The organism is Mesorhizobium sp. B1-1-1 (genome assembly GCF_006442955.1).
Lineage (GTDB): Bacteria > Pseudomonadota > Alphaproteobacteria > Rhizobiales > Rhizobiaceae > Mesorhizobium.
Genome location: NZ_VFWW01000001.1, coordinates 1 through 20,700, shown reverse-complemented (window position 1 = coordinate 20,700; position 20,700 = coordinate 1). Strand labels below are relative to the sequence as shown.

Here is a 20,700-nt window from a genome sequence, read left to right as displayed (position 1 = left end):
CTTGAGGCCAGATTCGGAACCGCCTATCGCGCCCAAGTGTTGATCAGGCACCCTCGCAACGGTCGGCATATTCATGCTTTGTTGCGATTTCAGACTTAAAGAAGGCAACCATGTTCCCAGCCGAAATCGAATCCTATCGCCTGAGCCGTCGCGGCTTTCTCAATGCCGCAGCCCTGGGCGCCGCCTCGATCGCGGTTTCCGCATGCGCCACCACCGGGTCCGGGCCAGTCGAGCCACCGCCACCGGCCTATGTCGAGCCGCCGCTCGCCGACTACGTGACGATGTACGCCGCCGTCAGCGATGGCGGTTTCGAAGTGCCGGCCATTCCCGTCGACAGGATCGATCCGCAATTCCTGCGCCAGATCGTGCCCGACCCGACCGGCCAGAAGCCGGGAACCATCGTCGTCGATACGACCGGCCACTTCCTCTATCTGATTCGTCCGGGCGGCCAGGCGATCCGCTACGGCGTCGGCCTCGGCCGCGCCGGCTTCGAATGGTCGGGCGATGCCGTCGTCCAGTGGAAACAGAAGTGGCCGAAATGGACGCCGCCGGACGAGATGATCGCCCGGCAGCCGGAACTGAGGCAATACAGCGCTGACAATGGCGGTATGCCGGGCGGGCTGAAAAACCCGCTCGGTGCACGTGCGCTCTATCTCTTCCAGGGCAACGTCGACACGCTCTACCGGCTGCACGGCTCGCCGGAATGGCGTTCGATCGGCAAGTCGGTGTCGTCGGGCTGCGTGCGCCTGATGAACCAGGACATTATAGACCTATATGATCGCGTGCCTTCGAAGACCCCGGTCATCGTGACCAGCGACGCCAGCCAGCCCATGGTGGCGACCGCGAATCACAAAGCCATCCCGATCGATGCCGGCGTGCCGGACGGATCGGTGCTGCTTGGCCCGGTGAAAGCGGTGACCGACGCGATTTTCTGATGGGAGCGAGGGTGAATGCGGCGACTCGCCGCCTTCACCTCCACATCAGCCTATCCCTGCATGGCCGTTGCGCGATCGCGCTTCCCTATCTGCCCCTCGACAGACTCCCGAGTATCCCGCGCACGATGGCGCGGCCGACCGACGAGCCGACAGAGCGCACCACCGACTTGATCGCGGCTTCCGCCACCGTCTGGCGGTTGGACGGGCGCGGTTGAGGCGGGCGTCTGCCGCCGGGTTGCGGCGGCGGAGCATCATTGCCGAAGCCCGGAATGGTCCAGCGTGAACGGCCGGCGTCGGCCTGCTGTGCCTCGGCATCCGCCGCGTCCTTGGCCTTTTTCTGCAGCATCTCGAAAGCCGATTCGCGATCGACACCCTCATCGTACTGACCGATCACCGGGCTTTCCTGGATCAGCTTCCGCCGCTCGGCTGGGGTTATGGGCCCAAGTCGTGACGATGGCGGACGGATCAGCGTGCGCTGGACCATGGACGGGATGCCCTTGGCTTCCAGCACTGAAACCAGCGCTTCGCCGGTGCCCAGTTGCGTGATCACGGTCGCGCAATCGAAATCCGGATTTGGCCGGAACGTCTCGGCCGCGGTCCTTACCGCCTGCTGCTCGCGCGGCGTGTAGGCGCGCAACGCATGCTGGACCCGGTTGCCGAGCTGGGCCAGAACCTTCTCAGGAATATCCAGAGGGTTCTGCGTGACGAAATAGACGCCGACGCCCTTCGAGCGAATCAGACGCACCACCTGCTCGACGCGGTCGATCAGCACCTTCGGCGCGTCGTCGAAAAGCAGATGTGCCTCGTCGAAGAAGAAGACCAGCTTCGGCTTGTCGGGATCGCCCACTTCGGGCAGCTCCTCGAACAGTTCCGACATCAGCCAAAGCAGGAACGTCGCGTAGAGTCGCGGATTCATCATCAGCTTGTCGGCGGCCAGCACGCTGATGGCGCCGCGGCCGTCGCGGGTGGTGCGCATGATGTCGGCGATGCGCAATGCCGGCTCGCCGAAGAAATTCGCCGCCCCCTGCTGTTCCAGCACCAGCAGCGTGCGCTGGATGGCGCCGACCGAGGGTTTCGTCACATTGCCGTAGCGGGCGCTGATCTCTTCGGCGCGCCCGGCGATATTGGCGAGCAGCGCCTGCAGGTCCTTGAGATCGAGCAGCAGCAGGCCTTCCTCATCGGCGATGCGGAAGGCGATGTTCATGATGCCTTCCTGGGCTTCGGACAAATTCATCAACCGCGACAAGAGCAGCGGGCCCATCTCGGAGATGGTGGCGCGGATGGGGTGGCCCTGTTCGCCGAACAGATCCCAGAAGATGACGGGGAATTCCTGAAAGTCATAGGGGTCGAGCTTGACCTGCTCGGCGCGCTTGACCAGGAAATCCTGCGCCGTGCCGATCATGGCTATACCGGAGAGATCGCCCTTGATGTCGGCGCAGAACACCGGCACGCCGGCATTGGAGAATCCCTCGGCCAATATTTGCAAGGTGACCGTCTTGCCGGTGCCGGTGGCACCGGTCACCAGGCCGTGACGGTTGCCATAGTGCAAAAGCAGGTTTTCGGGACGCTGATAGCTGTCGTCGGGCTTGCGGCTGGCGCCTATGAAAATGGTGTCGTCAGCCATATGTCCGGTCTCCGCAAACTGCTGTGTATAAAACCAGCCCCTTGCCCGAAGGTATAGTGGGGCCCTTGCACAGCGACAATGGCGATCAGCGAAAATGGCCTTTTTTGGAGCTTGCGGATTTTGCCCATGTTTGGCAATCGTTCATGCTTCGTGCTCGAAGGCTGGTGTACGCTCGAGGGATCGAATTCGAGTCTTGGAAGCGCATTGCATTGCGGTATCGCACCGGGACCCGTAGACTGAAGTGCTCCAGGCTGATGCGGCCGCATAGTGACGAGGACAGTGGATGAGCGCCGGAGCCTTGACCAGGGATAACGAAGTTCCGAATGCCGACCGGCAGCGATGGCTGGCCCTGGCTGAAAAGGCGCTCGCCGGCGCATCTTTCGAGGAAAAACTGGTCTCGCACACCGATGACGGCATCCGCGTGGAACCGCTTTATGAGCGCGCGGCGGCGGCCGAGCCGATCGTGCGCGCCAACCCCGGATCGCCGTGGATCGTCAGCCAGCGCATCGACGATCCCGACATTGGTCGCGCCAAAGCCCAGGCGCTGGAGGACGTCGCGCAGGGCGCGACGGGATTGTCGCTCGTCTTCGAAGGTGCCCCGAACGCCTTCGGCTACGGCCTGCCGAGAACGGCGCAGGCGCTGGAGACGGTTCTGGACGGCATCCCGTTAAACCGCGTCCAGATCCGGATCGACGCCCACCCATGGAGCCGCCCCATGGCCGACTGGCTGGTGGCGTTCCTTGGCAAGCGCCGCTCCGATCCGGCAAAGCTCAACCTCTCCTTCGGGATCGATCCGGCGGCGATCCTGGCCGGAACCGGCCGGTTGCGCATGTCGATCGAGGCGCTGCAGGAATCCATGCCGCAATCGCTGGCACATTTCTTTTCGATGGGCGTGCCCGGCGTGCTGCTCGAGGCGGATGGGCGGGTGTTCCACAATGCCGGCGCCACGGAGGCGCAGGAGCTTGGCATCATGCTCGCTTCGGCCGTCTCCTATCTCAGGATGTTCGAGAAAGCGCGGCAACCGCTCGTCTACGCAGCGCCCCATATCGGGTTTGCGCTGAGCGCCGACCAGGATCAGTTCCTGTCGATGGCCAAGGTCCGGGCCTTGCGCAGGCTGTGGGCTCGCGTCCAGGAAGCCTGCTCGATCCCGACTTCGACGGCCAATATTCACGCCGAGACGTCGTTTCGGATGATGACGGCATTGGACCCGGAGACCAACATCCTGCGCACGACGATCGCCTGCTTCGCCGCGGCGGCGGGCGGAGCCGATTCGATCGCCATCCTGCCGCACACCGTCGCGCATGGCCTGCCGGCGCCTTTCGCACGCCGCGTGGCCCGTAATGCGCAGTTGATCATGGCCAATGAAAGCCACATCGATCAGGTCGCCGATCCCGCCTGCGGCTCCGGTGGCGTCGAAGCGCTCACCGCTGGCCTCTGCGAAGCGGCCTGGTCCGAGTTGCAGGCGATCGAGGCCGAGGGCGGCGTGCTGTCCAGCCTTCAGGACGGACGCATACAGGAACGTGTTCGCACCGCCGCCGCCCAGCGTGCTGCCGCCTTCCGATCCCGCGAGCGCGCCATCGTCGGCGCCACGCTCTATCCGCAGAAAACCGAGCGCGCTGTCGAGACGCTGGCCGCGGAGCGGCGACCTGCGTTCACGGAAGGCATCGTCATGTGCGAGCCGCTGTTTCCGGTCCGCATCGATCAATCGATCGGAGCCGCTTCTTGATTCCGGATTTCAGCCAGGTCGGCTGGGCGCCGCCGCGGCGGGCGCCGGTCGAGATCAAGGGCCAGCGGATGACGCCGGAAGGCCTTGCCGTCAAACATCTGTACAATCAGGGCGACCTCAAGGGGCTGCCGCAACTCGACACGTATCCGGGCATGCCGCCCTTCGTGCGCGGACCCTATCCGACCATGTATGTCCAGCAGCCGTGGACGATCCGGCAATATGCCGGTTTCTCGACGGCGGAAGAGTCCAACGCCTTCTACAGGCGCAATCTTGCCGCCGGCCAGAAAGGCCTGTCGGTCGCCTTCGATCTCGCCACGCACCGCGGCTATGACAGCGATCATCCGCGGGTGGCCGGCGATGTCGGCATGGCGGGCGTGGCCATCGATTCCATCCTCGACATGCGCCAGCTCTTCGACGGCATTCCGCTCGGCGAGATGACGGTGTCGATGACCATGAACGGCGCGGTGCTGCCGATCATGGCGCTCTACATCGTGGCGGCCGAGGAACAAGGGGTTGCGCAGAAGGATCTCGCAGGGACCATTCAGAACGACATTCTGAAGGAGTTCATGGTCCGCAACACCTATATCTATCCGCCGAAGCCCTCGATGCGGATCGTGTCGGACATCTTCTCCTACGCATCCAGGCATATGCCGAAATTCAACTCGATCTCGATCTCCGGCTACCATATGCAGGAGGCCGGCGCGACGGCGGACCTGGAGCTCGCCTATACGATTGCCGACGGAATCGAATATGCCCGCGCCGGCGTCGCGGCCGGGCTCGACATCGACCGCTTCGCCCCGCGCCTGTCCTTCTTCTGGGCTGTTGGCATGAACTTCTTCATGGAAGTCGCCAAGCTCAGGGCGGCGCGGCTTCTGTGGTCGAGCCTGATGATGAACAATTTTTCGCCGAAGGACGAGCGTTCGCTGTCCTTGCGCACCCACTGCCAGACTTCTGGCTGGTCGCTGACGGCGCAGGATCCCTACAACAACATCATCCGCACGATGATCGAGGCGATGGCCGCCACACAGGGCCATACACAATCGCTGCACACCAATTCCTTCGACGAGGCCATGGCGCTGCCGACGGATCATTCGGCCCGTATCGCCCGCAACACGCAGCTGATCCTGCAAAAGGAATCCGGCACCACGCGCATCATCGATCCGTGGGGCGGTTCGGCTTATCTCGAGAGGCTGACGCATGATCTGGCAGCGCGTGCGCTTGCCCATATCGAGGAGGTCGAGGCGCTCGGCGGCATGGCCGCGGCCACCGAGAAGGGCATTCCCAAGCTGCGCATCGAAGAGGCGGCCGCCCGCACCCAGGCGCGCATCGATTCAGGCGAGCAGGTGCTGGTCGGCGTCAACGCGCACCGGCCCGGTGCGGATATCGAAGTCGACGTCTTGAAGATCGACAATGCCGAGGTAAGAGCCCGGCAGCTATCGAAGCTGCAGCGGCTGAAGGGCACGCGCGACGTCGCGGTGCTCGAGAATGCGCTCGCAGCGCTCTCCCGCGCGGCCGAGAGCGGCGAGAACCTGCTCGAATTCGCCATCCACGCCGCGCGCGCCAATGCGACGGTCGGGGAGATTTCGCTGGCGCTGGAAAAGGTCTTTGGCCGCCACATCGCGTCGGTGCAGACGATTTCCGGCGTCTACCGCCAGGCGCTCGGCGACAATCCGGCCGTCGACCGGCTGCAGGAGAAGATCGGCGCGTTCGAAAAGAAGACCGGCGGCAAGCCGCGCATCCTGGTCGCCAAAATGGGACAGGACGGACATGACCGCGGCCAGAAGGTGATCGCCACAGCCTTTGCCGACCTCGGCTTCGACGTCACCGTCGGCGCCATGTTCCAGACGCCGGAGGAGATCGCGAAGCTCGCCCACGAGCAGGATGTGCACATTGTCGGCGCGTCGTCGCTGGCGGCGGGACATCTGACGCTGATCCCGGAGCTCAGGGATGCGCTGAAGAGGCTCGGCCACAGCGACATGCTGATCGTTGCCGGCGGCGTGATCCCTCCGCAGGACTATGATGCCGTGCTGCAAGCGGGTGCGGCGGAAATCTTCCCGCCCGGTACCGTGATCCCGCAAGCAGCGGAGCGGCTGATCGACCGGCTGCTGGCGTCCTGAGTTATCGGCAACGAGTGTGTCCGGGCCTTCCTCCCATTCGTAAGTTATAATATCTGTTGCAACGGTGCGGCGGTCGAGTTATAATTGACGTTGCAACAGGAGCAATCCAGCATGAACACCACCATTCGCAAGATCGGCAATTCCGAAGGTGTGATCCTGCCCAAGGAGCTACTCGACCGCCTGAATCTCAAAGCCGGTGATCAGCTTCAGGTTCTCGAAACAGACAAGGACATCGTCCTCAAACCGGTCGACGATAGTTTCGAGCGGCAGATGGAAGCTGCTCGCAAGGTCATGGACAAGTACAAGGTCGCGCTTCAGAAGCTCGCCGAATGAACTGGGAGTTCCTGTCGCGCCGCGCGGTGGAGGCGATGCATGCCGAACAATTGCGCCGGCATGGCGGCGCACAAGGTTTGCGGGATGAAAATGCACTTGAATCGGCACTGGCCCGGGCCGAGAACAAGGCTAATTACGGCACTCCGTCGATTGCAGATCTTGCAGCAGCCTATGTCTTCGGCATTGCCAGAAATCATGCCTTTGTCGACGGCAACAAACGCACGGCTATTGTCGCCGCCGGCGCCTTCCTGATCGTCAACGGTCAGGTCCTGACGGCGGACAACGGCACGCTTTATGAATTCGTGATGGCTATCGCCGCCGGCGAGATCGATGAAGCGGGTGCAGTCGCGTTCTTTCGCGACCACATCGTGAAGACCGAGGACTGATGTTGGGGTTCAGCCGCCCGCGCTCAGCTTGACGATTTCCCATTCCTTGCCATTGACGGTGGCGACATCGCCGACCTTCTTGCCAAACAAAGCAATCGCCATTGGCGATACATGGGAAATGCTGCCTTTCGATGGATCAGCCTCGTCCTCGCCGACGATCTTCCAGTGCACCTTCTTGCCGTCGTCGGCTTCGAGCGTGGCGCCCATGCCGAAGCGGATGACGTCGCTCCCGGGCTCGGGCACCGAAAGCTCGGCACTTTCGCGCCGCGCGGTCCAATAGCGCAGGTCGCGAGATACCAGTGCGATGCGCTCGCGGTCTCCCCGCCGCTCGGCTTTGGCCAATATGTCGCGCAGATCGGCCAGATTCTCGTCGATCATTGCCAGGCCACGCTCCGTCACCAGGTTGCGGTGTTGACTGATCGGCCGTTCGCCGACGCCTGCGATGGCGTTTTCGCTGTCTTCCTCGCGGGTAAAGGCTCTGCTCATTCCTTGAACTTATGCCCGCCCTCACGACTTCACAAGTCATTGCCCTCGCCGGGGACGCAGGTGCCTGACTGGCACGAATCCTGCCACTAGATGGGCAAAAGCCAGGACCTGTGCCGATGTTGAACAGACGCAAGCTGCTTGTCCGGACAGCCGGTTTTGCCGTGTTCGGGCTTTCGCTGGGCAAGGCAGCCGCCGCGAGCTTGCCCGGCGTCGAGAAAGCCTCGATGCGCGGATCGATCAACGCCACCGAGCTTGGCGTGCAACCCGGCACCTTTGACGATCAGAGCAAGGCTTTCGCCAAGCTGCTGCGCGAGGCCAGCGATCGCGACATGCCGGTTTTCCTGCAGCCCGGCACCTATGTCGTGTCCAACCTGACGCTGCCCGGCCGGGTGCGCCTTACCGGCGTGCCTGGCGCAACGCGCATCGTCTATGGTGGCGACGGCCACCTGTTCATGGCCGAACAAGCCGATCACATCGAGCTCAGCGGCCTGGTCCTCGACGGCTCAAACCGCTCGATGGGCGACTACGCGCAAGGACTGCTCGATCTGCGCCGCGTGGCGCATCTCATCGTCGATAATTGCCAGATAACCGGCAGCGGCAAGAACGGGCTGGCGCTCGAGCACGCGGCGGGCCGGGTCGAGCGCACGGAAATATCCGGAGCGGCGGACGCCGGCATCTATTCGGTCGAGGCCGCAGGGCTGGCGATCACAGGCAACACCGTCTCCGACTGCGCCAATGGCGGCATCCTCGTGCACCGCTGGCAAGCGGCGGAGGACGGCACCATCGTCACCGGCAACCGGGTCGAACGCATCGCGGCGCGCGGCGGCGGCACTGGCCAGAACGGCAATGGCATCAATGCCTTCCGCGCCGCCAACGTGATCGTCTCCGGCAATATTGTTTCGGACTGCGCATTCTCCGCCATCCGCGCCAACAGCGCCAGCAATCTGCAAGTATCGGGCAACACTTGCATGCGTTCCGGCGAAACGGCGGTCTATTCCGAATTCTCGTTCGAGGGCGCCGTTATCAGCAACAACATCGTCGATGGTGCCGCCAACGGCATCTCGATCGTCAATTTCAACGAAGGCGGACGCATGGGTGTTTGCTCGGGCAACATCGTGCGCAACCTGTCGACATCAGGCCCCTACCCCGCCGACCCGCCGGGATTCGGCGTCGGCATCGGCGTCGAGGCCGACACCACCGTGTCCAACAACGTCATCGAGAATGCGCCGCTCTACGGCATGTCGATCGGCTGGGGACCGTATCTGCGCAACGTCGTGGCCACCGGCAACATCATCCGCAAAGCGGGCACCGGCATCGTCGTCAGCGTGGTCGACGGTGCCGGAACCGCCATCATCTCCGACAATGTCATCGACGGCGCACGCAATGGCGCCATTGTCGGGCAGCGCTGGGCCGACCCGGCCACGGGCGATCTCGCCGCGTCAGCCGACACCGGCTTTCCGCATCTGACCGTCGAGCGCAATCATGTCAGTTGAGAGCGTCCGGCTCAGGCCAGTGCCGCCGTCGGCCTGAGCGCACCGACCTTGGCGCCTATCCGGCTTTCGATGGGTGCATTCGCCATTTCGAGCAGCTTCGCCGCCAAAACCTCGTCCGCGCGCAGCAGTCGGGCGATGATTGCGGCCACCATGGATTCGGCGGCCCGGCCGGCACCATCATCGCATTTGAGTGCGATGCCGAGGCCAAGCTCGGGAAGCGCCGCGCAATGGACCCCTTCGGCGCCGCCCTTCGCAAATATTCGGCCAGGCGCCGCCTGCATCAGCGCGAGATCGGCGCGGCCTGTGCCGGCGACGAAGAACGGCTCGACCATGCAAGCCGACAACAATCGCTTTGCCGCCCTGGCGCGCTCGGGCGCGAAGCCCCTGCCGGTCACCATGCGGGCAAAGCCAAGCGCAAAACTCCTGAGCGGCACCGCGTAGGTCGGGATCGAACAGCCGTCGGTCGCGCGCTCGTCGGCGCCGTGGCGAGCTCCTGTCACCGCCTGCATGGCATCGCGCACCATCTCCTGCAAGGCGTGATCCGCCCTGACATAGCCGTGAGGCTCGATGCCTGAATGGACGCAGGTGCAAAGAAAGCCGGAATGCTTGCCGGAGCAATTGTTGTGCAGGGCGTTCGGGGAACCGCCGGCGCGGGCGAGTGCGATCGTCGCGTCATGGCTCGACGGCCAATGCGCGCCGCATTCAAGCGCCGACCCGTCCAGCCCGGCCCTCGCGAGCATCGACCGCGCCAGTTCGACGTGGGCCGGTTCGCCCGAATGAGAGGCGCAGGCCAGCGCCAGTTCGCGGTTACCGAAGCCGTAGGCATCGGCAGCACCGCTTTCGACCAGCGGCAGCGCCTGGATCGCCTTGACCGCGGAGCGCGGAAACACCGGCCTCGATGTGTCGCCGATCTCGAGAACCGGCTTGCCATCGGCGTCGAAAACCGCGACCGCGCCTCGGTGCGCGCTCTCGACGATGGCGCCACGCAGAACTTCGATCAGAACCGGATTTGTCATGTTGCCCCCGCGGATGCGGGTCGCTTTTACCGAATCCGATCGAGAATGGAAACGTAGTTGGCGACCGCCGCGCCGCCCATGTTGAAGATGCCGCCAAGCTTGGCGTTGGGCACCTGGATGCCGCCGGCCTCACCGACGAGCTGCATGGCGCTCAGCACATGCATCGACACGCCGGTGGCGCCGATCGGATGACCCTTCGCCTTCAGGCCGCCGGACGGGTTGACCGGCAGCCGCCCGTCCTTTGCGGTCGTGCCGTCCAGCGCCAGCCTCGCGCCCTCCCCAGGCTTCGCCAGGCCCATGGCTTCATATTCGATCAATTCGGCGATGGTGAAGCAGTCATGCGTCTCGACGAAGGAGAGATCATCAAGCGTCACGCCGGCATTCCTGAGCGCCCGGCTCCAGGCCTGCTCGCAGCCTTCGAAGGTCAGGATGTGGCGCTTCGACATCGGCAGGAAATCCTGCACGTGCTCATTGGCGCGGAAGGTGACGGCGCGGCGCATCTTCAGTGCCGTCGCTGTGTCGGTGAGGACGATAGCAGCGGCACCGTCGGAGACAAGCGAGCAGTCGGTGCGCTTCAGTGGGCCAGCGACGAAGGGGTTCTTCTCGCTCTCCTGGCGGCAGAATTCGTAGCCGAAATCCTTGCGCATCTGCGCATAGGGATTGTCGACGCCGTTCTTGTGATTCTTGGAGGCGATCATGGCAAGCGCATCCGACTGGTCGCCGTAGCGCTGGAAATAGGCTTGTGCGATCTTGCCGAAGACGCCGGCAAAGCCGGCCGGTGTGTCGCCATCCTCGGGCAAATAGGAGGCTTTCAGCAGGTTCCTGCCGATCTCGGGGCCGGGCGTCGTCGTCATCTGCTCGGCGCCGACCACCAGCACGATGCGGGCGGCATTGGCATCGATGGCGCGGACGCCTTGCCGGACAGCGGCCGAACCGGTGGCGCAGGCGTTCTCGACGCGCGTCGCCGGCTTGAAGCGCAGCCGGTCGTCGGCCTGGAGGACAAGGCTGGCGGTGAAATCCTGTGCGGAAAAGCCGGCGTTGAAATGTCCGAGCACAATCTCGTCGACGTCGTCCGGGCCAATGCCGGCATGGTCGAGCGCCTCGGTTGCCACTTTGACGATCAGGCTCTCCAATGTTTCGCCTTCAAGCTTGCCGAAGCGCGAATGCGCCCAGCCAACGATGCATGCGGTCATGGCAACCTCCATTTGCCGCGGATCCTAACACGTCATATCGCGGCCTGAGCACTCAATATTGTTCAATAATGAACCGTTTTCCAGTCCGCGGGATGAGCCAGAGCCGACAATCGGTTGTTGTTTGGGCTGAATTTTTGTTGATTGACCCGTCAATAAAAAATAATCTTCACCGAAACAATGGGAACAGCATGCCGAAAGTCGGAATGGAGCCACTGCGCCGCAAAGCGCTCATCGACGCGACGATCTCGGCGATCGGCGAGCGCGGCTCGCTTGACGTGACGATGTCGGAGATCGCCGGGCGCGCCGGCGTGTCGTCGGCGCTGGCCCATCACTATTTCGGCGTCAAGGATGAGCTGCTGTTCGCGACGATGCGGCATATCCTGGCCGAACTGACCACGGACATGCGGCGCGCGCTTCAATCCACCGGTTCCCCACGCGAACGCGTCTCGGCGGTCGTGGCCGTCAACTTCTCCGAGATCCAGTTCCGTGCCGAAACGATCGCCGCCTGGCTCGCCTTCTATGTCGAGGCGCAGAAATCGGCTGCGCTGCGCCGGCTGCTCAGAATTTATGCGCGGCGGCTGCATTCGAACCTGATGAGCGGGCTGGCCGGCATCCTGTCCCGAGCCGAGGCCGACCGCGTCGCCGAAGCGACGGCGGCGATGATCGACGGGCTCTATATCAGGCGCGCGCTCAAGGACGGCGTGCCCGATGCCGCGACCGCGATCGCATTGGTCGAGGACTATCTCGAAACGAAACTCAGCGGACGGCAGACGCAGTGACACGCAAGCACCCTAACTTCCTGATCGTCATGGTCGATCAGCTCAACGGAACTTTCTTTCCGGACGGGCCGGCTGACTTCCTGCACGCGCCGCATCTGAAGGCGTTGGCCGCCCGCTCGGCGCGCTTCCGCAACAATTACACCGGCTCGCCGCTCTGTGCGCCGGGCCGTGCCTCGTTCATGAGCGGCCAATTGCCGTCGCGCACCGGAGTCTATGACAACGCCGCCGAGTTCGCCTCGTCGATCCCGACCTTCGCTCATCATCTGCGCGCCGCCGGCTACCATACTTGCCTGTCGGGCAAGATGCACTTCGTCGGGCCGGACCAGTTGCACGGCTTCGAGGAACGGCTGACCACGGACATCTACCCCGCCGATTTCGGTTGGACGCCGGATTATCGTAAGCCCGGCGAGCGCATCGACTGGTGGTATCACAATCTGGGTTCGGTGACCGGGGCCGGCATTGCGGAAACCACCAACCAGATGGAATATGACGACGAGGTCGTGTTCCTCGCCACGCAGAAGCTCTACCAGCTTTCGCGGGAGCAGGATGATGAGGAGCGCCGGCCCTGGTGCCTGACCGTTTCGCTGTCACATCCGCACGACCCCTATGTCGCGCGCAAGCAGTACTGGGATCTCTACGAAAATTGCCAGGCGCTCGACCCGGAAACCAATTTCATTGCGTATGACGAACAGGATACGCATTCGCAGCGGCTGTATGTCGCCAGCGATTATCCGTCGTTCCAGATCACCCCTGAGCAGGTGCGCCGTTCGCGGCGTGGCTATTTCGCCAATATTTCCTATGTCGACGACAAGCTCGGCGAGCTCCTGGACGTCCTCAAGCGAACGCGCATGCTTGACGACACCACCATCCTGTTCTGCTCCGACCATGGCGACATGCTCGGCGAGCGCGGCCTATGGTTCAAGATGAGCTTCTTCGAGGGCTCGGCGCGGGTGCCGCTGATGATTGCCGGCAGGGGCGTTGCGGCCGGGCTGATCGAAGCGCCGGTTTCCAATCTCGACGTGACGCCGACGCTTTGCGACCTCGCCGGCATCGACATCGATGCCGTCGCGCCATGGACCGATGGCCAATCGCTGCTGCCTCTGATCGACGGTGAGCGGCGCAGCGCGCCTGTGCTGATGGAATATGCGGCTGAGGGTTCATACGCGCCTCTGGTGGCTATCCGCGAGGGCCGATACAAGTTCGTCCATTGCGAGCTCGATGCGCCGCAACTGTTCGATCTCCAATCCGATCCGCTGGAGCGGGAAAACCTCGCGGCAGATCCGGCCAACGAACCGCTGGTCGCGGCGTTCATGGACAAGGTGCGGGCGCGCTGGAACATGGCCGCCTTCGACGCTGCGGTGCGCGAAAGCCAGGCGCGCCGCTGGGTCGTCTATCGGGCGCTGCGCAACGGCGCCTACTACCCTTGGGATTTCCAGCCGCTGCAGAAAGCGTCCGAGCGCTACATGCGCAACCACATGAACCTCGACAATCTCGAAGAGAGCAAGCGGTATCCGCGAGGCGAATGATGACTACGCTTGTCCCCTCACTCGACCACCTGAAGCAAGCCTATGCGGTCACCGCCAAGGCGACGCAGATCACGCCGCTGCTGGAATCGGCGGCGCTCGCCAGGGAAACCGGCGCCGCTCGCGTCTTCGTCAAGGCGGAATCGCTGCAATGGGCGGGATCGTTCAAGGTTCGGGGCGCCTATTGGCGGCTGAAGCGGCTGTCGCCCGACGAAGCCAAGAAGGGCGTCGTCGCTTATTCTTCCGGCAATTTCGCGCAAGGACTGGCGGCTGCGGGCCAGGCGCTCGGCATTCCCGTCACCATCGTCATGCCGATCGACGCGCCGGCCGCCAAGCGCGACGCCACAGCAGGCTACGGCGCGCGCGTGGTACTTACCGATCACGGCGAGCGCGCGCGTGAGGAAGTCGCTGCCGCCAAGGCGCGCGAGATCGCCGAGACCGAAGGGCTGACATTGCTGCATCCCTTCGACGATCCGGAAATCGTGGCCGGCCAGGCAGGTGCCGGGCTGGAGGCACTGGAGCAGCTTTCTGCCAAGGGCGCGAAGGCGGACGTGCTGTTCTGCTCGGTCGGCGGCGGCGGCCTGATCGGCGGCGTTTCGCTCGCTTTCCACTATCTGTCGCCGGCCACGGAAATCATCGGCGTCGAGCCCGAAGGTTTCAACGGCATGGGCGCCTCGTTGGCGCATGGCAGCATCGAGACCATGCCGCTCGCCCCGAATTCGATCTGTGACGGGCTGATGTCGCGGCGGCCCGGCGACGCGCCGTTCGCGGCGGTCAGAACCGCCGGCGTTCGCGGCATCACTGTCGACGACGCCTTGGTGCGGCGGGCAATGAAAATCGCCTTCGAGCGGATGAAGCTGGTGCTTGAGCCGTCCGGAGCTGCCTCGCTGGCGGCACTGCTCGGCGGCAAGGTGGATGTGGCCGGCAAGACCGTCCTTGTGGTGGCTACCGGCGGCAATGTCTCGCTCGCCGATTTCATCACACATGTGAACGATGGGCGCATATGAACAATGCTTGAAGCGGATTTCGTCATTATCGGCTCCGGCTCCGCCGGCTCGGCCATGGCCTATCGCCTGTCGGAGGATGGCAAGCACTCGGTCATCGTTATCGAATTCGGCGGCTCCGATGTCGGGCCGCTGATCCAGATGCCATCGGCGCTGTCGATCCCGCTCAACATGAGCCTCTACGACTGGGGTTTTGCCAGCGAGCCCGAGCCGCATCTCGGCGGCCGCGTGCTGGCGACGCCGCGCGGCAAGGTGATTGGAGGCTCGTCCTCGATCAACGGCATGGTCTATGTGCGCGGCCACGCCCGCGACTTCGACCACTGGGCCGAACAGGGAGCCGCCGGCTGGGGTTTCGCCGACGTGCTTCCCTATTTCAAGCGCATGGAAGATGCGGAGGGCGGCGAGGACGGCTGGCGGGGCCGTGGTGGGCCGCTGCACGTGCGGCGCGGCACGCGGAAAAACCCGCTCTATGGCGCCTTCGTCGAGGCGGGCCGCCAAGCCGGCTTCGAACTGACCGACGACTATAATGGCTCCAGGCAAGAGGGGTTCGGCCCGATGGAGCAGACCATTTTCGGCGGCCGCCGCTGGTCGGCGGCATCAGCCTATCTGAGGCCGGCGCTCAGGCGCAAAAACGTAAGCCTGGTCAAGGGCTTTGCGCGACGGGTGATCATCGAGAATCAACGCGCCATCGGGGTCGAAATCGAAGCTCGCAAACAGATTCAAGTCGTTAAGGCGCGACGTGAGGTGATCGTCGCGGCATCGTCGATCAATTCGCCGAAAATCCTGATGCTGTCGGGCATCGGGCCTGGAGAACATCTCAGGGAAAACGGCATCGCGGTGGTGGCCGATAGACCCGGCGTCGGCCGCAACCTGCAGGACCATCTGGAACTTTATATCCAGCAGGAATCGACAAAGCCGATCACGCTGAATTCGGTACTCAACCCGTTTTCCAAGGCGATGATCGGGGCGCAGTGGCTGTTCTTCAAGACCGGCCTTGGCGCTACCAATCATTTCGAGGCGGCGGCCTTCGTGCGCTCGCGCGCCGGGGTCGACTATCCTGATATCCAGTACCACTTCATCCCGGCGGCGGTGCGCTATGACGGCAAGGCGGCGGCGAAGTCGCATGGTTTTCAGGCGCATGTCGGGCCAATGCGCTCGAAATCGCGCGGCTCGGTGACGCTGCGCTCGCCGGACCCGAATTCGAAACCGGTGATCCACTTCAACTACATGTCGCATCCAGACGACTGGAGCGAGTTCCGCCACTGCATCAGGCTGACGCGCGAGATTTTCGGCCAGAAGGCCTTCGACGGCTTCCGCGGCCAGGAAATTTCGCCCGGCAGCCACGTGCAATCGGACGACGACCTCGACATCTTCATAAGGGATCACGCCGAAAGCGCCTATCATCCCTGCGGCACCTGCCGGATGGGCCGCGCCGACGAGGTCACGAGCGTCGTCGATCCGGAATGCCGCGTGATCGGCGTCGAGGGCCTGCGGGTAGCCGATTCCTCTATCTTCCCGCGCGTCACCAACGGCAACCTCAACGCGCCGTCGATCATGACTGGCGAGAAGGCTTCCGACCACATTCTCGGCCGCACGCCGCTGGCGCCTTCCAACCAGGAACCATGGATCAATCCCCGCTGGCAGGCGTCCGACAGATAGAGCATGATCGTGCAACCGCACGATCGGCATGCCGCTAAGACGATTTGGAGAAGCCCATGCGCGCCCAGCCAACGGCATCGCACTATGTCAACGGACGCTACATAGACGACGAGCAAGGCGCGCCACTGCCGGTCATCTATCCGGCAACCGGCGAGACCATCGCCCTGCTGCGCTCGGCGACGCCGAACGTGCTGGAACTCGCCATCGAGGCTGCGCGTGCCGCGCAACCGGCTTGGGCGCGGCTGAAGCCGGTGGAGCGCGGCCGCATCCTGCGCCGCGCCGCCGACATCTTGCGCGCCCGCAACGCCGATCTTGCCCGCCTCGAGACGCTCGACACCGGTAAGGCGATTCAGGAAACGCTGGTGGCGGATGCGCCATCGGCCGCGGATTGCCTGGAATATTTCGGCGGCGCGGTTGCAGCTTACAATGGCGAGGCTGTCGATCTGGGCGGGCCCTTCGCCTACACGCGGCGCGAGGCGCTCGGCGTTTGCGTCGGCATAGGCGCCTGGAACTACCCGATCCAGATCGCCGGCTGGAAATCCGCGCCCGCGCTCGCTATGGGCAACGCCATGGTGTTCAAACCATCGGAAAACACGCCATTGTCGGCATTGGCCCTGGCCGAGATCTACAGCGAGGCAGGCCTGCCCGACGGGCTGTTCAACGTCGTGCAAGGCTATGGCGATGTCGGCGCCAGCCTGGTCAGCCACGATGTCGTGGCCAAGGTGTCGGTGACCGGCTCGGTGCCGACCGGCCGCAAGGTGCTGTCGCTCGCCGGCTCGAAGATGAAGCACGCGACGATGGAACTCGGCGGCAAGTCGCCGCTGATCGTCTTCGACGACGCCGATCTCGAGAATGCCATCGGCGGCGCCATGCTCGGCAATTTCTATTCGACGGGGCAGATCTGCTCCAACGGCACGCGCGTCTTCGTTCAGAAGGGCATCCATGACCGCTTCGTCGACCGGCTCGTCGAGCGAACCAAGAAGATCCGCATCGGCGATCCGCTCGATGGCGAAACCCAGATGGGGCCGCTGGTCAGCAAGGCACAGCAGGAGAAGGTCGTCTCCTACATCGCGGCGGGCAAGCAAGAAGGCGCCACGCTCGCCTGCGGTGGCAACGTGCCCTCGCTGCAAGGTTTTGAAGGCGGCTTCTTCGTCGAGCCGACGGTGTTCACCGGGGTGAGCGACAGCATGCGCATCGCGCGCGAGGAAATCTTCGGGCCTGTCATGAGCGTGCTGAAATTCGACGGCGAGGACGAGGTGGTCGAGCGCGCCAACGACACCGAGTTCGGTCTCGCGGCCGGCGTGTTCACGCGCGACCTGTCGCGCGCCCACCGCGTCATCGCCGAGCTGCAGGCCGGCACGTGCTGGATCAACGCCTACAACCTGACCCCGGTCGAAATCCCCTTCGGCGGTATCAAGCAATCCGGCATCGGGCGAGAAAATTCACTGGCCGCGCTGGCGCTCTATTCGCAGATGAAGGCGGTTTATGTCGAGACCGGGGATGTGGCCAGCCCGTATTGAGCAAAATGTCGTCGGGACAGCGCCTCTTTCTCAGCCGCCCTTCTCGGCAGTCCCATCCAGATACTGCGTCAGCGCGCACACGAGATGATAAAAAATGCTGGCCGGCACATCTGATGCCCGCGAGCGGCCGCGCTCGTCGACGCGGTCGATCCACAGACCCAGCGGCGCCGGGTCGATGTGCCAGCGGAACAGCCGGCCTACGCGTTCCTCGATCTCCGGCTTGAGATCGGGTCCGCCAGAACCGTCCAACGCAATCGCCGCCTTGACCGCTTCGGCCTGTGGCCAACTACGCGAGACCAGGTCCAGCGGCAGACCCTGCCGGGAGACGGCGCCATAGGCAAGGCCTGTGGCGCGGTTGAGGCCATTGGCGATGGCCGAGGCATAGAGTTTCCTGGCGAAGCCACTCAGTTCGGCCTGGCCGCTAAGAGCGGCGAAATCGACAAGCAGCGCGGCCCATTCGAAATGATGGCCGGGCTCGGTCCAGGTACCCTTCTCGCCCGCCACGGGCCTCCAGCCGGCGTCGAAATATTCACCCAGCGTCCAGCTTTCGGGATCGAAGAAGTGGTTGCGGAACAGGTCGATGATGCGTGCCGCGCGGCGCAGATAAGCGCGCTCGCCTGTCGCCTCGTGCCAGGCGAGGAAGGCTTCCAAAAAATGCATGTGCGGATTGGAGCGCCGCTCGCCCTGCCCGTCCGAGGTTTCGAGAAAGCCGGTCATGCGGCTATCCTCGAGATGGGCATCGAGGAAGGCGAAGGTCTCTTCGCCGAGCCGCAGCGCATCCGGATGGCCCGACATGTGGGCATGCGCCAGCGCCAGAAGCACGCAGGAATGATCGTAGGCGTCCTCGACCGGGTCGGCGACCGAACCGTCGATGTCGAGGGTACGCACCCAGCCGCCCCTTGCCGTTCGGCCGCTTCCGGCCATGAAGTCGATGCCGTGGGCGATGAGCCGGTCGGCCGGGCCGTCCCAGCCGCGTTGCTTGGCGACCGCAAAGGCGTAGACCTGGCGGGCCTGCGTGCGCATGCGCTTGGGCTTCATCAGCGGCGTGGCGTCGAAGCCAAGAGCCTCGTGGAATCCGCCATAGCGTTCGTCGACGCCTGATGTCGACCACAGCGGAAGCGTCTCCTGAAACAGCCAGTGATGGACGCGGCGACGCCAAGCGCCGCTTTCGATGACCCGGTCGTGGGCAGGCGTGAAGCGGGTTTCCAACCGGCCGGATTTTTCGAGCTGCTCGACGATCTTCTTGACGTGCTGGCTATGGCTGACCGGGGCGACGAAGGTAGCGTCCGATGTCGAGACGATGGCGACATCTCTCATGCCGATGGCCGACAGCAGCCGGCCATCGCTGCGAATGTAGGAATTCTCGCAATCGATGGCGACGACGTCGCCGGCGATGACATTGCCTTGGCTATCGGCAGGCCCGACATCGAGCAGCGACTGCCAGGAGCCGAGATCGTTCCAGCGAAAGCTGGCCGGCACCATGGCGATGTCCTTTGCCCGCTCCATGATGGCATAGTCGATCGAGACCGAAGGAATGGCGCCGTAGAGGTCCAGCGGCATGTAGAAGCCGGAAAGGTCCGATGTCGCAGCCTTGTAGGCAGCTTCGGTCGCCTGCCAGATCTTCGGCTCGAAAGCTGCGAAAGCATCACGCATGGCGCCGGCGCGAAACAGGAAGATGCCGGTGTTCCAGTGGAAATTGCCGGCTTCGAGATAGGCCTGGGCGGTGGCAAGGTCCGGCTTTTCGACGAAGCGCGAGACATCGAACACGCCTGCTCTTTCGGCGGCGACTTCGATGTAGCCATAGCCGGTCTCCGGCTGTGTCGGCTTGAGGCCGAACACCACCAGCCGCCCGGCGCTGGCAGCGGCGGTGCCCGCCTCGACGCTCTGCCAGAATTGCCGCGCGGTCGAAATCTCGTGATCGGACGGCACCACCAGCACCAGTTCGTCACCGAATTCGGCGAGCGTGCGCAGGCTTGCCAGCGCCACCGCCGCGGCGGTGTTGCGGCCGGTAGGTTCGAACAGCGGCCCACCGCCGGCAAGGTTTATGCCGGCGAGATCGGCATGGACGCGCTCGGCATGGCGTTCGGAAGCGATCATGAAGATGGGCGTATCGCCGCTGGGCCGTGACGCCAGCCGGCGCAAGGTCTTTGCCAGCATCGAGCCGTCGCCCGAAAGGTCGTGGAACTGCTTGGGATTGTCCTCGCGCGACAGCGGCCAGAGCCGCGAGCCGACGCCGCCGCTCATGACGAAACTGACGATGCGCTGGCTCATGATGCCCTTGTCAAAAGATCTGGTTGTAGGCGCCGACTTCCGGACTACGGCGCAGCACGGCGTCGAACGTCTGCCGGCGCCGCTGCGACGATACCGGGCTCTCCACCACCACGACAAGCTCCGGCAATCCGAACCTGTCGAGCCGTGCTTCGCCAACGATCCTGAGGGTCAAGACTGAAAATCTCCGGGCGGCTGGAAACACAAATCGCGCAAACGTTTGCCGAGGGGTGCCCTACCACGGAAGCCTTTAAGCGGCGTTTATTCGAGGCGCTGAAACAGGCTCGCGAAGAAAGCTGGCGAAATGCGACAGAAGTGCTGCCATTGACGCTTGCAGGAACCAGATGCGGCGGCTATAAGCCCGCGTCTGGTCACGGAGTGTAGCGCAGCCTGGTAGCGCACCTCGTTCGGGACGAGGGGGTCGCAGGTTCAAATCCTGCCACTCCGACCAGAAAAACAAATGTACGGCCCGGAGACATAGGTAACAGAATGTACCTAAGACATGGGTGACAACCTCGTGCCGAACGGGTTGTCGATGGTCTGCAAGGTCCTCTGTTCCAAGTCGATATATCCCAGATCATAGTGCATGAAGGAGACGAGCCAAATGCCGTCGTCGACTTCGCTGATGCCGAGCCTTT

The 20,700-nt window shown here is 63.8% G+C and carries 17 protein-coding genes and 1 tRNA gene; 12 read left to right on the top strand and 6 right to left on the bottom strand.

Annotated elements, in window-relative coordinates:
* The first annotated feature begins 110 nt into the window (after window positions 1-110).
* The gene (locus tag FJ986_RS00090) at window positions 111-935 is read left to right on the top strand and encodes a L,D-transpeptidase (RefSeq protein ID WP_140673075.1); all 825 of its coding nucleotides are present in this window, start codon (window positions 111-113) and stop codon (window positions 933-935) included.
* An 85-nt stretch (window positions 936-1,020) separates the two neighbouring features.
* Here the strand turns inward: FJ986_RS00090 and FJ986_RS00085 are convergent, their stop codons facing one another.
* A complete protein-coding gene (locus FJ986_RS00085) occupies window positions 1,021-2,559 on the bottom strand; it encodes a helicase HerA-like C-terminal domain-containing protein (RefSeq protein WP_140555863.1) in 1,539 nt (512 codons plus the stop codon).
* A 283-nt stretch (window positions 2,560-2,842) separates the two neighbouring features.
* Between FJ986_RS00085 and FJ986_RS00080 the strand changes: the two genes are divergently transcribed.
* The 4 genes from FJ986_RS00080 (at window position 2,843) to FJ986_RS00065 (ending at window position 7,121) form a co-directional block, all read left to right on the top strand.
* Complete coding sequence (locus FJ986_RS00080) at window positions 2,843-4,285, top strand: methylmalonyl-CoA mutase subunit beta (RefSeq protein WP_140494764.1); 1,443 nt, start codon at window positions 2,843-2,845, stop codon at window positions 4,283-4,285.
* Window positions 4,282-6,402 (top strand): methylmalonyl-CoA mutase, encoded by a 2,121-nt coding sequence (gene scpA / locus FJ986_RS00075; RefSeq protein ID WP_140673073.1) that lies wholly within the window; start codon window positions 4,282-4,284, stop codon window positions 6,400-6,402. Before FJ986_RS00080 ends, scpA begins: the two co-directional genes overlap by 4 nt.
* 111 nt (window positions 6,403-6,513) lie before the next feature.
* The gene (locus FJ986_RS00070) at window positions 6,514-6,735 is read left to right on the top strand and encodes an AbrB/MazE/SpoVT family DNA-binding domain-containing protein (RefSeq protein WP_140494768.1); all 222 of its coding nucleotides are present in this window, start codon (window positions 6,514-6,516) and stop codon (window positions 6,733-6,735) included.
* Window positions 6,732-7,121: a type II toxin-antitoxin system death-on-curing family toxin gene (locus FJ986_RS00065; RefSeq protein ID WP_140517949.1), complete on the top strand. Its 390-nt coding sequence runs from the start codon at window positions 6,732-6,734 to the stop codon at window positions 7,119-7,121. The genes FJ986_RS00070 and FJ986_RS00065 overlap by 4 nt, the downstream gene beginning before the upstream one ends.
* Before the next feature lie 9 nt (window positions 7,122-7,130).
* Here the strand turns inward: FJ986_RS00065 and greA are convergent, their stop codons facing one another.
* On the bottom strand, window positions 7,131-7,607 hold the full coding sequence (gene greA, locus FJ986_RS00060) for a transcription elongation factor GreA (protein WP_140494772.1): 477 nt from the start codon (window positions 7,605-7,607) through the stop codon (window positions 7,131-7,133).
* Between the two features lie 116 nt (window positions 7,608-7,723).
* Here greA and FJ986_RS00055 point away from each other — a divergent pair, with 116 nt between their 5' ends.
* Window positions 7,724-9,100: a TIGR03808 family TAT-translocated repetitive protein gene (locus tag FJ986_RS00055; RefSeq protein ID WP_140517948.1), complete on the top strand. Its 1,377-nt coding sequence runs from the start codon at window positions 7,724-7,726 to the stop codon at window positions 9,098-9,100.
* An 11-nt stretch (window positions 9,101-9,111) separates the two neighbouring features.
* Here the strand turns inward: FJ986_RS00055 and FJ986_RS00050 are convergent, their stop codons facing one another.
* On the bottom strand, window positions 9,112-10,116 hold the full coding sequence (locus FJ986_RS00050) for an asparaginase (RefSeq protein ID WP_140673071.1): 1,005 nt from the start codon (window positions 10,114-10,116) through the stop codon (window positions 9,112-9,114).
* 26 nt (window positions 10,117-10,142) lie between these two features.
* Window positions 10,143-11,309 carry an acetyl-CoA acetyltransferase gene (locus FJ986_RS00045; RefSeq protein WP_140673069.1) on the bottom strand — a complete coding sequence of 389 codons (1,167 nt, stop codon included), beginning with the start codon at window positions 11,307-11,309 and terminating at the stop codon, window positions 10,143-10,145.
* A gap of 188 nt (window positions 11,310-11,497) precedes the next feature.
* Here FJ986_RS00045 and betI point away from each other — a divergent pair, with 188 nt between their 5' ends.
* The 5 genes from betI to betB are packed head-to-tail and all read left to right on the top strand — an operon-like array spanning window position 11,498 to window position 17,794.
* A complete protein-coding gene (betI, locus tag FJ986_RS00040; RefSeq protein ID WP_140494780.1) occupies window positions 11,498-12,088 on the top strand; it encodes a transcriptional regulator BetI in 591 nt (196 codons plus the stop codon).
* Window positions 12,085-13,614: a choline-sulfatase gene (betC, locus tag FJ986_RS00035; RefSeq protein WP_140559422.1), complete on the top strand. Its 1,530-nt coding sequence runs from the start codon at window positions 12,085-12,087 to the stop codon at window positions 13,612-13,614. Before betI ends, betC begins: the two co-directional genes overlap by 4 nt.
* A complete protein-coding gene (locus FJ986_RS00030; protein WP_140517944.1) occupies window positions 13,611-14,618 on the top strand; it encodes a threonine/serine dehydratase in 1,008 nt (335 codons plus the stop codon). Before betC ends, FJ986_RS00030 begins: the two co-directional genes overlap by 4 nt.
* Before the next feature lie 3 nt (window positions 14,619-14,621).
* Window positions 14,622-16,274 (top strand): choline dehydrogenase, encoded by a 1,653-nt coding sequence (betA, locus tag FJ986_RS00025; protein ID WP_140673067.1) that lies wholly within the window; start codon window positions 14,622-14,624, stop codon window positions 16,272-16,274.
* 56 nt (window positions 16,275-16,330) lie between these two features.
* On the top strand, window positions 16,331-17,794 hold the full coding sequence (betB, locus tag FJ986_RS00020; RefSeq protein ID WP_140673065.1) for a betaine-aldehyde dehydrogenase: 1,464 nt from the start codon (window positions 16,331-16,333) through the stop codon (window positions 17,792-17,794).
* Between the two features lie 30 nt (window positions 17,795-17,824).
* Here the strand turns inward: betB and FJ986_RS00015 are convergent, their stop codons facing one another.
* Window positions 17,825-20,065, bottom strand: coding sequence for an AGE family epimerase/isomerase (locus tag FJ986_RS00015; protein ID WP_140494790.1), 2,241 nt, complete (start codon window positions 20,063-20,065; stop codon window positions 17,825-17,827).
* 10 nt (window positions 20,066-20,075) lie between these two features.
* The gene (locus FJ986_RS30330; protein ID WP_181170896.1) at window positions 20,076-20,237 is read right to left on the bottom strand and encodes a hypothetical protein; all 162 of its coding nucleotides are present in this window, start codon (window positions 20,235-20,237) and stop codon (window positions 20,076-20,078) included.
* A gap of 199 nt (window positions 20,238-20,436) precedes the next feature.
* Between FJ986_RS30330 and FJ986_RS00010 the strand changes: the two genes are divergently transcribed.
* A tRNA-Pro gene (locus FJ986_RS00010) sits at window positions 20,437-20,513 on the top strand.
* The last annotated feature ends 187 nt before the right edge of the window (window positions 20,514-20,700 follow it).